General features: G+C 73.3%; 1 pseudogene. It reads right to left on the bottom strand.

The annotated features are described in order from the left end of the window. Positions 1–158: pseudogene (rph, locus tag FJ658_RS15035) on the bottom strand (ribonuclease PH); the annotation flags it as partial. Between the last annotated feature and the right edge of the window lie 48 nt (positions 159–206).

The following is a 206-nucleotide window of genomic DNA, read 5'->3' on the forward strand; positions in this document are numbered from 1 at the left end:
TACTCGGCGGTGACCCAGCCCTTGCCCTTGCCCGTGAGCCAGCGCGGCACACCGTTCGTGAAGCTCGCCGTGCACAGCACCTTGGTGCCGCCGAACGAGATGAGCGCGCTGCCCTCGGCCTGCGCGCTCCAGCCGCGTTCGATCGTGACGGGGCGCAGCTGCGCGGGGGTGCGGCCGTCGGCGCGGACGCTCTCGTCGAGGGGGCT

It is taken from the genome of Schumannella sp. 10F1B-5-1, from assembly GCF_006517535.1.
GTDB lineage: Bacteria > Actinomycetota > Actinomycetes > Actinomycetales > Microbacteriaceae > Schumannella.